Source organism: Nocardia aobensis NBRC 100429 (genome assembly GCF_000308375.1).
In the GTDB taxonomy this organism is placed as follows: Bacteria; Actinomycetota; Actinomycetes; order Mycobacteriales; family Mycobacteriaceae; genus Nocardia; species Nocardia aobensis.
This window is the reverse complement of record NZ_BAFQ01000133.1, coordinates 1-10,726: the sequence shown is the minus strand read 5'-3', so window position 1 is coordinate 10,726 and position 10,726 is coordinate 1. Positions and strand designations below refer to the sequence as shown.

The window sequence follows — 10,726 nt, the reverse complement described above, 5'->3', positions numbered from 1 at the left end:
ATGACATCCCGCTATCTGGGCCGCACCGGTGTACTGGTCAGCCCACTCACCCTGGGCGCCATGAACTTCGGCGCCTGGGCCAACCGCGATCACGACGACGCGATCCGGATCATCCATCGCGCACTGGACGCCGGCATCACGGTGGTCGACACCGCCGACGTGTACTCGCAGGGCGAGAACGAGCAGATCGTCGGAAAGGCACTCGCGGGCCGGCGCGACGAGGTGTTCCTGGCCACGAAATTCCACGGGCAGATCGGCACCGATCCGAACAGCCGCGGCAATTCGCGCCGCTGGATTCTGCGCGCGGTCGAGGACAGCCTGCGCCGCCTCGGCACCGATCACCTCGATCTCTATCAGATCCACCGGCCCGATCCGGACGTCCCGCTGGAGGAAACGCTGGGCGCGCTCGACGATCTCGTCAGAGCCGGCAAGATCCGCTACTACGGCACCACCACGTTCGAACCCCATCAGCTGGTGGAGGCGCAATGGGTGGCCGAGGATCGGCAGCTGCACCGGCCGGTCAGTGAACAGCCGCCGTATTCGATCCTGGCGCGCGGTGCCGAACGGGCCACGCTGCCGGTGGCCCAGCGCTACGGGCTCGGGGTGCTGACCTGGAGTCCGCTGGCCGGTGGCTGGCTGTCGGGACGCTACCGCGACGGTGGGCAGGCGCCGGAATCCTCACGGCTGCAACGCCAGCCGCATCGTCACGATCCGGCACTGACGGTGAATCAGCGCAAACGCGCCGTGGCCGAGGAGCTCGCGAAACTGGCCGACGAGGCGGGGCTCTCGCTCGTCCACCTGGCCCTGGCGTTCGTCCTGCAGCATCCGGCGGTGAGCTCGGTGATCATCGGACCACGCACCCTCGACCAGCTCGAAGGCCAGCTCGGCGCGGTCGACGTGCGCTTGAGCACCGATGTGCTGGACCGCATCGACGAGATCGTCGCGCCCGGCGTCACGATCAGCCCCGCCGACGAGGGCTACCTGCCGCCGTCACTGACCGAATCCACCCTTCGCCGCCACCAGCCAGGAGCCCGCCGATGAGCCTGTCCGACCTGCGCACCCTCGGCCGCACCGGCGTGCGGATCAGCCCGTTCGTCCTGGGCGCCATGAACTTCGGGGCGCGCGGCAACACCAGCCACGAGGAATCCGTCGCCCTGATCCATCGCGCACTCGACGCCGGGATCAACACCATCGACACCGCCGACACCTACTCGCGGGGTGAATCGGAGATCATCGTCGGCAAAGCGCTGGCCGGTCGTCGTGACCAGGTGATCCTGGCCAGCAAATTTCACAATTCGGTCGACGACGATCCGTCGCATCGGGGTAACTCCCGGCGCTGGATCGTGCGCGCGGTGGAGGATTCGCTGCGCCGCTTGGGCACCGATCATCTGGACCTGTATCAGGTGCACCGGCCGGAATCGATCACCGCGATCGACGAGACCGTGGGTGCGCTCGACGATCTGGTGCGCGCGGGCAAGATCCGTTACTACGGCACCTCGGTGTTCTCGCCCGCCGAATTGATCGAGGTGCAGTGGTCGGCCGATCGGCGCCGGTGGCACCGCGCGGTCAGCGAACAAGTGCCCTACTCGCTGCTGGTCCGTGGCATCGAACGCGAAACTCTGCCGATCGCAAGGAAATACGGTCTCGGCGTCCTCACCTACGGTCCGCTGGCCGCCGGCTGGCTCAGCGGTAAGTACCGGATCGGCGCCGACCAGCCGGCATCGCACCGCGCGGACCTGATCCCGGGCCGCTTCGATATCGACGCCCCGGCCAACGCGGCGAAACTGGCCGCCGCCGACGCGCTGGGCCGGTTGGCCGAGGAATCGGGCCTGAGCCTGATCGAGCTGGCGATCGGTTTCGCGGGTTCGCATCCGGACGTCTCGGGCATCATCATCGGCCCCCGCACCGGCGAGCATCTGGACACCTACCTGCGCGCCGCCGATGTGGTGCTGGAATCCGAGGTGCTGGACCGGATCGACGAGATCGTCCCGCCCGGTACGTATTTCCACGAACGCGACACCGGCAAGATCCCCGACGCCCTCGCCGATCCGGCGTTGCGCCGCTCGGCCTGACGCGGTTCGGTCCGCCGCCTCGGGAGGCCTGAACTAATCGTGCAAACTTGGCCCTGTTACGCAGTTTTCTCGCAATCTCGTCGAGGTTTGCACGATTAGTTCAGGCGCCGGTGTGACGACCGCGCGACGGTTGTGGCGTGGCCGAGCCGGTGCGCTCGATCAACTCTTCCAACTCGAGCTCCCCGGCGCGGGTTTGCGCGCCCGCCTCGAGTGCGGCGGAAAACCGTTGTACCGCATCGGATCCGGTGAACAGCGGCATGAGCAGCTCGAGCTCGGCGGCCAGGCCCTCGGTCAACGGCAGCTCGCCCGCGGCCCGCACGGCGCGTTTGGCGGCGGCGACCGCGGCCGGGGGATGACCGGCGATGCGGCGGGCGAGGTCGTCGACGAAGGCGTCGAGTTCATCGGCGGGCAGGGCGCGGTCGATCCAGCCGTAGCGTTCGGCGGTGCGCGCGTCGTAGAGCTGCGCCCCGAGGACGACCTCCAGCGCCCGGGAGCGGCCGATGAGCCGTGGCAGCAGCTGTGTGCCGCCACCACCGGGAAAGATGCCGAGCGCCACCTCGGGCTGGCCGAACCACGCGTGATCGATTGCGGCGTAACGCAAATCGAGTGCGAGCAGGAATTCCGCACCACCGCCGCGGGCCCGTCCGGTGATTTTCGCGATCGTCGGCTGCGGCAGAGCTCGGTAGCGTTCGAGCAGGGTCGGCCCGGGACCGGTGGCATAGGTTTCGAGCGCTTGCGGATCGGTGACCAGACGCATATCGCCGTGCGCGAGAAAGAATTCCGGGTTCGCGCTCGCGAAGACGACGACCCGGGTGCCGGGATCGTCGCGCAATTCGGTGTGCAGCCGGTCGAGGTCGGCTACCAGTGCTTCGTCGAGCAGATTGACCGGGGGATGGTCGATGGTCACGGTGGTGACGCCGCGGTCGGAATCGACGGTCAGAGCGGTGAAGTGAGCGGACATGACACTCCTGACTTCTTTTGTAGAACTCAGACCCTAGCTGACTTCGCATTCAGAACTCAACCGGTAGAATCGCCGCCATGGAATGGGCATCGGTCGGATTGGACAACTGCCCGGTGGTCCGCGCACTGGAGGTGGTCGGCAGCCGGTGGACGCTGATCGTCCTGCGCGAACTGTTCAACGGCGTCCGGCGTTTCGAAGACATCCAGCAGCATCTGGGGGTGTCGACCTCGGTGCTCAGCAAGCGGCTGGCGGACATGGTCGACCAGGGGCTCGCCGAGCGGCGGCCCTACCGTGCCGACGGACGGCGCGAACGGTACGAGTATCTGCCCACCGAAAAGGCATGGGATCTGTATCCCGTGGTCGTGGGCCTGACGCAATGGGGCGACCGCTATCTCGCGGATCCGGAAGGCCCGCCGGTGCGCCTTGTCGACGGCCGCACCGGGCAAGAGGTCGTCGCCGCGGTGGTACCCGCCGACACGCCCGCCTGCGATCCCGCCGATATCGAGGTGATCGCCGGGGCATCGATTCGGCGGGTCGCCGGCGGGCCGGAGTGAGGGTGTCGGCGCTCAGCCGATGAGCTCCCCGCGGGAACGGTTCGCGGCATCGGGCGCCCAGGCGGCGTGCAGCCTGGCGTAGCGGCCTCCGGCGGTCGAAAGCTGCTCGTGGGGGCCGTCTTCCACGATCCGGCCCGCGTGGAAGACGAGGATTCGATCGGCGATCTCCGCGCTGTGCAGCCGGTGGGCGATGGTGACGGTGGTGCGGCCGGAGGTCAGCTGCACCAAGGCGCGCTGCAATCGCACATCGGTGGCCGCGTCGACGCCGCTGGTGGCCTCGTCGAGCACCAGCAGATCCGGATCGGTCAGGGCGGTGCGCGCCAGGGCGACCAGTTGCCGTTCACCCGCCGACAGCGCTTCGCCGCGGCGGCCCACCACTGTCTGCAGGCCGTCGGGAAGGTGGTCGATCCATTCGCGCAGGCCGAGCCGGTCCAGCACGTCGAGCACCGCCTCCCGGGAGGCGCCGTCGCGCCCGAGCGCTATGTTGTCCTCGATGCTCCGGTCGAACAGGAACGGATCCTGCGGCACGATCGCCACCCGCCGCGCGAGCACCCCGCCGTCGATGTCGCCGGTATCGATATCCCACAGTGCGACCCGCCCTCCCGAGGGCAGTAGCTGCCGGGTGATCAGTTTCGCGAATGTGGACTTACCGCAACCGGTTTCGCCGACGACCGCGATGTGCTCACCCGCGCCGATCCGCAGATTCACCGGACCCAGCGCGAGCCTTCCCGGCACGTAGCCGAACGTCACCCCGGCCAGCTCGACGGTCGCCGCGCCGGACGGAAGGGCGGTATGCCGGGGCGTCCGCGAGCTGGTCGGAGCGTCCAGAACGGCCGCCACCCGGCGCAGTCCGGCCTCGGCGTTGCGGGCATCGGCGAGGCTGGTGACGGCGAACTGCATGGGCCGCACGAAGAAGGTGGCCAGGAACAGGAATGCCACGATGTCACCGGCGCTCGCGTGCAGCGGGCCGATGCCCGCGGCGGTGCCGACCACGATCACCGAGGTGGTGATCAGTCCGCTGGCCCACTCACCGACCGACATGTTGAATCCCACCGGCCACAGGGTTTTCCGCTGTGCGGTGAGGACGGCGTCGATGCGCCGCTCGGTACCCGCGCGCATCCGCTCCTCGATGCCGTAGCCCCGGATGGTGTCGATGCCGAGCAGCAGTTCCAGTAGTCCGGCGTACAGTTCGCCGATGCGCACGCGCACCGCGTCGAAGCGTTGCGATACCAGTCGCTGCAACCGGCGACCGGCGATCGGGACGAGCGTGCCGATGATCAGCACCAGCACCGCCAGCGGCCACGAGTACACCGCCATCACGGCCAGAGCCAGCACCATCTGGCAGATGTTCTGCACCAGGGTGACTCCGCCCGACTGCGCGTAGACCGTGACCATGTCCAGGTCGTTGGTGACGCGGGCGACCAGGTCGCCGCCGGAATCGGCGCCGCGGTCGGCGGGATCACGACGCAGGACGCGGGTGAAGGCCGCGGTGCGCAATTCGAACAGGAATCGTTCCACGATCCGGATCAGGCGGCGGTTCACCAGCGAAGAGCTCAGCATCGCGGCCAGGACTGCCACCACGCCGACACCGACCGCCGCGAACACGATATGGGACCGCGCGGACGGCGTGGTGTCGGCGAGCAGGGCGTGATCGAGCGCGTACTGAATGGTGACCGGGATGACGATGCGACCGCCGCCGGCGACCACGACCAGCAGCGCGATACCCAGCAGTGCGGGGCGCGGCACGGGCGCGTGGCGGTCGAGCCGGCGCAGCAGTGCGGGAATCGAATCACGGTGCGCTACAGCAGATGTCATCGCAGAGTCTCCGCCGTGTCGTAGGCGCCGAGCAGATGTCGATACCCGGGTACGGTCGCCGCCAGTTCCTCGTGCGGGCCGTGCGCGACGATGCGACCGGCCTCGAGGTAGACGACGGTGTCGGCGAGGGAGATCGTCGCGGCCCGATGGCCGACCAGCACGACGGTGGTGTGCCGGTCGGTTCCCGCGTATTCCGTGCGTAGCCGCTCCACCACGGTGTGCTCGACCAGAGGGTCCAACGCGGAGGTGGTGTCGTCCAGCAGCAGCAGGCGCGGTCTCCGAAACACCGCGCGGGCCAGAGCGATTCGTTGCCGTTGCCCGCCCGACAGCTGCGCGGATTCGGATACCACGGTGTCGAGCCCGCCGGGGAGCGCCGCGACGAAATCGTCCGCGCCGGCCACACGCAGCGCGCGCCGGACCGCGTCGTCGCCGGCGGTCGCGCCGAGGGTGATGTTGGCCCGCAGGGTGTCGGTGAACAGAAAGGCGTTCTGCGTCACCAGGGCGGTGCGATCGCGCAATGCCGCGGGGCTGAGCTCGCGGGTGTCGACGCCGTCGACGGTTACCGTGCCCCGATCGGCTTCCAGCAGATGGGCGATGAGGGCCAGCAGGGTGGTCTTCCCGGAGCCGGTCGGGCCGACGACGGCGACCAGGCCGCCGGGCGGAATACACAGCGCGATGTCGTGCACCACCCGCGCCGCGGTGTAGCCGAATTCGGCCGCGGTGAGATGGACCGCGCTTCCGGAGACAGGCAGTCCGGGCCGACATCGCCCCTGCGCGGGGCGTTCGGTTTCGGCCGCGGTGGCCGCCAGTTTGTCCTGTCCGGCGACGCCCAGGGGGAGCACCCCGAGAAAGCGCGCCAGGACGTTCAGCGGGATCGCGGTGGTGATCAGCAGATAGACGACCTCCACGAGCGTGCCGACGCCGAGCTGCCCGGCTTCGATGCGGCCGACCCCGACCGCGAGGATCACCAGCGCGGCCAGCGGCGGCAGCAGCTCGATCGCCGGTTCGAAGATCGCGGTGGCGCCGCCGACCCGCAGATTCGCCACCCGCAGCCGGTCGGCCGATGCCTCGAACCGCGCGATCTCCTGGTCGGTGATGCCCAGGGTGGCGATGACCTGACGGCCCTCGATCGCCTCGTGCGCCAGAGCGCTGAGTACGGCGCGCTGCTGCTGGGCCCGCTGTGCTCGCGGTGCCAGCACGCGCTGATAGGTGAGATTCGCGGCCAGTACCAGCGGTATGACGATCACGGCGATCACCGCGAGCCAGGCGTCCGCGAGCGCGATATCGACCATCACCAGCGTCAGCATCCCGGTCATGCCGACGGCGAACGGGAAGTGCTGCATGGGATCCCAGGCCATCTCGGTGTCGGAAACCGCATGCGAGACGAGATATCCGGCCTGGTGACGCCGATGCCAGGACACACCCAGGCGTAGATACTGCGCGACCACGGCCTTGCGGGCCGCCGCGGTGGACCCGAACTGGATGTTCCCGGTCGCGACCGTCCGCCCGATGATGGTGACCGCTCGCAGCAGCGAGACCCCGAGTACGAAGACGGCGCCGACGGCCCCGGCGGCCCACCCGAACCCGTGGTGGGCGAATCCGGCTACCACGATGTGGTCGGTACACCAGCCCACCGCCTTGGCGCCCAGCACCATGCAGCCGCCGTTGACGATGCTGCAGAAGAAGGCGATCGCCGCCATCCGCGGATGCCGGCGGCAGCCGCGCGCCAGGCTCGCCAGCCCGCGGCGCAGCGTGTTCGCGCCCCGCTCGGTCTCGATCCCCGCCACGGCCAGGACGGGATTGCCCCCCATGCTCATGAAGCCGACTGCCGGTGCACCGAATCTGCCACGCGTGCCACCGGCACCTCCTCATCTGTCGATTCGTCCACTGTCGCGAAGTTCGTTGTTTATGGCAACGAACTTGATCGGCGTGATTCCAAAACCACCATCGGTGTCCCGGCCGGGGGAGAACAAGACAGTTCCGCTTATCGAATCGTTCAGTTCAACTGAATGCTTCGGGCGTCAATGATTAGGCAGGGCAAGGGATTTCAATCATCGTGAGCGCACCCGTCGATTTCTCCCGGCTCGGGTGTTCCACTGTGGCGACCACTCAGGCCGCGGACGATTCCGGCTCCAGGAGGACTGTCATGACCCCGATATCACGACCGGATTCGCCGGCCGAAGCACTGGTACGCATCCGCGAGGTGCTGGCCGAATTCGCGAAGGGCGCCGGGGAACGCGACCTGTCCTTCGAACACCCCGACGAACTGATCCGCGCACTGGGTGACGCCGGATTCGGACGCCTGCGGGTGCCCGTCGAATTCGGCGGCTTCGACGTCGACCTGCCGACACTGTTCGATCTGCTCGCCGAAGCCGGCCGCGCCGACTCCAACATTCCGCAGATTTGGCGTGGACATTTCACCACCACCGAAATCCTGCGCGCCGAAACCGACTCCGAGGTGCGGGCCTACTGGCTGCACCGGATCGGCGCCGGCGCGGTATTCGGCAATGCGCAATCGGAACCGTCGGCCGTGATCGCCGCGGCGGAGGCCGCCGGCACCGTGACCGGTGAATGGGGCTCGACCACCACCCGGGTGCGTATCGACGAACACGGCCGGCGGCTCGTTTCGGGAACGAAGTTCTATTCCACGGGCTCGCGTTTCGCCGACTTCATCCGCGCGGCGGTGGCCGACGAGGACGGCAATCGCGGTTTCGTCGTCGTGCCCGCGCACCATCCGGGGGTCACCCACGCCGACGACTGGGACGGTATCGGGCAACGCCAAACCGGTAGTGGCACTACACTTTTCCACGATGTTCCGGTCGAGGAGCACGGTGACATCGGCCGCTACCGGGAGTCGCTGCGCGGTCTGGACTCGTTCGTGCAGATCGTGCATCTGGCGAATCTGACCGGTATCGCGCGCAGTATCGTCGCCGAAACCGTGGATCTGGTGCGCGGGCGCACGCGCACCAGTCTGCACGCGCTGACCCGCAACGCCGCCGAGGATCCCGAGGTGCTCGGTGTCGTCGGGCGGCTGGAGGTCCGGCGCCGCACCGCCGAAACCCTGCTGCGCCACGCCGCGGTGACCCTGGAGGCGGCCCACACCAGCGGGGCGGAGGCCGATTTCGGGTACGCGTACGTCGAGACGTCCGCGGCCCAGGTGGCTGTCATCGAGGCGGTGCTCGACGCCGCGACCACCGCCTTCGACGCACTCGGCTCCTCGGCGGTGCGCAACAGCGTGCACCTGGACCGCCATTGGCGCAACGCGCGCACGCTCGCCTCGCACAACCCCGTCGTCTACAAACCGCGGCTCATCGGCGATCATCTGGTCAACGGGGTGACGCCGCAGCCGGGCTACTACCGGGACCGGCCCTCGGTCGCCGATGCGGGCGAGGCGGCCGCCGAGGTGGGGAACGACCGGTGAGCGACCGTCTGCACATCAACGTCAACATCCTCAACGCCGGAGTGTTCGGCGGGTCGTGGCGCTTCCCCGGGACCGACCCGCTGGCCAGTTACGGCATCGACCACTACACCTCGATCGCGAAGAAGGCCGAGGAAGCCACCCTCGACGCGGTATTCCTCGCCGACGGGCCGGCGCTGGATCCGAGCATCGAATATCGCCCGGGCAACAATCTGGAGCCGACCACGGTGCTGGCCCGGATCGCGGCGCGCACCGAGCGGATCGGGTTGATCGCCACGCTCTCGTCGTCGTACAACGATCCCGTCGAACTGGCCCGCCGCCTCGGTGATCTCGACCATCTCAGTGGTGGCCGCTTCGGCTGGAACGTGGTCACCACGGCCGGGCCCGTCGCTGCGCGCAACTTCGGCCGCGATGCCGAACCCGACCACGCGCTGCGGTATCGCCGGGCCGCGGAATTCGTCGAGCGGGTCGTCGCGAGCTGGGCCGAGCGCACCGAATTCCGTTCGCCGCAGGGCCGGCCCGTGGTCGTGCAGGCCGGTGGCTCCAGTGACGGTAAGCGGCTGGCCGCGCGGGTGGGGGAGGTGATCTTCTCCGCCGAACAGGACCTCGACACCGCGCGGGCGTTCCGCACCGAATTGCGGGACGGCGCACGGGCGTTCGGCCGGAATCCGAATGAGATCGTGGTTCTGCCCGGGCTGTCCACCGTGGTGGGCAGCACCGAGGCGGAGGCGGCTCGGCGCCGTGAGTTGCTCGACGAACTCCTGCCCGACGCCTATGCGCGGACCCGGCTGGCCGGACAACTCGGCATCTCGCTGGACGGTCTCGCCGACGACGAGCGCATCCCCGCCGGCCTGCTGCCCGAACCCGACGACGCCGGCGGTTCGCAAACCTTCTACCGGGTCGTCAAGGACATCATCGATCGGGAGCGCCCGACACTGCGGCAGCTGCTGAAGAAGCTGTCCGGTGGCGGTGGGCACCGCATCGTGGTCGGCACCCCGGAACGGATCGCCGACGACATCGAACGGTGGTTCCGGGCCGGCGCGGCGGACGGATTCAACGTGATGCCCGACGTATTGCCGTCCGGATTCGATGATTTCGCCGACCACGTGATCCCGGAACTGCGCCGGCGCGGGTTGTTCCGCACCGAATACGACGGCAGGACGCTGCGCGATCACCTCGGTCTGGGAATTCCCGATGTCCCCGTGGGGGTGTGGGACCGCGGACCACTGGAGGTGGCGCGATGAGCATTCCGCTCGCCCCGGACCCGCAGCCCGAACGGAGGACAGCATGATGAGCACCGTTCCGATCCTGATCGATGTCGCCGTCGGGGCGGCGGCATCGGATGCGACCGCCTCGGAGTCCGGCGCCCGATCCGCTTCCGGCGCTGCCGCATCGGCAATCGATGCCGGTGAGCTCATGTCGATCGAGTGGGCGGCGCGTATCGCCGCTGCCGCGCAGCAGGCCGGTGTCGCCGCCCTGCGGATTCTCGACTCGGCCGGGGGCCGGCGCGCCCTCGATCCCAGTATCGCCGCCGCCTATCTGGCCGGGCAGGCCGGCGATATCGGCTATCTGGTCGATATCGCGACCACGCACAACGCGCCCTACAACGTCGCCCGCCGGGTGCTGTCCTTCGACCGGGCCACCGGCGGCCGCTCGGGAGTGGTGCTGCGTCCCGGTGACGGTGACGAGGTGAGCGATGCGGTCACCGTGCCCTCGCCTCCGCTGCCTCCCGGACGACGCTGGGCGGAGTACACGGAAGTCCTTGCCCGCCTGTGGGAATCGTTTCCCCGCGCGGCGCTGCTCGGCGATCGGGAGCGTGCGCGGGTCGTCGATCCGGCGCTGATCGCGGGAATCGATCACGAGGGCCGCGGCTATCGCGTCGCCGGGCCCTTGGACGGTCCGTCGT

At 68.9% G+C, this 10,726-nt stretch carries 9 protein-coding genes; 6 read left to right on the top strand and 3 right to left on the bottom strand.

From position 1 onward, the window contains the following. Positions 1–1,041 (top strand): aldo/keto reductase, encoded by a 1,041-nt coding sequence (locus RJ03_RS16595; RefSeq protein WP_036503394.1) that lies wholly within the window; start codon positions 1–3, stop codon positions 1,039–1,041. Continuing rightward, positions 1,038–2,072 (top strand): aldo/keto reductase, encoded by a 1,035-nt coding sequence (locus tag RJ03_RS16590; protein WP_036503392.1) that lies wholly within the window; start codon positions 1,038–1,040, stop codon positions 2,070–2,072. The genes RJ03_RS16595 and RJ03_RS16590 overlap by 4 nt, the downstream gene beginning before the upstream one ends. 100 nt (positions 2,073–2,172) lie before the next feature. On the opposite strand, the gene RJ03_RS16585 is transcribed toward RJ03_RS16590, so the two are convergent. Then, positions 2,173–3,033, bottom strand: coding sequence for an enoyl-CoA hydratase/isomerase family protein (locus RJ03_RS16585; protein WP_036503390.1), 861 nt, complete (start codon positions 3,031–3,033; stop codon positions 2,173–2,175). 77 nt (positions 3,034–3,110) lie between these two features. On the opposite strand from RJ03_RS16585, the gene RJ03_RS16580 reads away from it, so the two are divergent. Further along, positions 3,111–3,587 (top strand): winged helix-turn-helix transcriptional regulator, encoded by a 477-nt coding sequence (locus RJ03_RS16580; protein ID WP_051024768.1) that lies wholly within the window; start codon positions 3,111–3,113, stop codon positions 3,585–3,587. A 12-nt stretch (positions 3,588–3,599) separates the two neighbouring features. On the opposite strand, the gene RJ03_RS16575 is transcribed toward RJ03_RS16580, so the two are convergent. After that, on the bottom strand, positions 3,600–5,402 hold the full coding sequence (locus RJ03_RS16575) for an ABC transporter ATP-binding protein (RefSeq protein WP_036503388.1): 1,803 nt from the start codon (positions 5,400–5,402) through the stop codon (positions 3,600–3,602). Beyond that, a complete protein-coding gene (locus tag RJ03_RS16570; protein WP_083870870.1) occupies positions 5,399–7,219 on the bottom strand; it encodes an ABC transporter ATP-binding protein in 1,821 nt (606 codons plus the stop codon). The genes RJ03_RS16575 and RJ03_RS16570 overlap by 4 nt, the downstream gene beginning before the upstream one ends. Positions 7,220–7,548: 329 nt before the next feature. On the opposite strand from RJ03_RS16570, the gene RJ03_RS16565 reads away from it, so the two are divergent. The 3 genes from RJ03_RS16565 to RJ03_RS16555 form a co-directional block, all read left to right on the top strand. After that, positions 7,549–8,823 (top strand): acyl-CoA dehydrogenase family protein, encoded by a 1,275-nt coding sequence (locus RJ03_RS16565; protein WP_036503386.1) that lies wholly within the window; start codon positions 7,549–7,551, stop codon positions 8,821–8,823. Continuing rightward, positions 8,820–10,064, top strand: coding sequence for an LLM class flavin-dependent oxidoreductase (locus tag RJ03_RS16560; protein WP_036503383.1), 1,245 nt, complete (start codon positions 8,820–8,822; stop codon positions 10,062–10,064). The genes RJ03_RS16565 and RJ03_RS16560 overlap by 4 nt, the downstream gene beginning before the upstream one ends. Positions 10,065–10,107: 43 nt before the next feature. Beyond that, on the top strand, positions 10,108–10,726 hold a 619-nt coding region (locus RJ03_RS16555; RefSeq protein ID WP_157163441.1), incomplete at its 3' end, for an LLM class flavin-dependent oxidoreductase.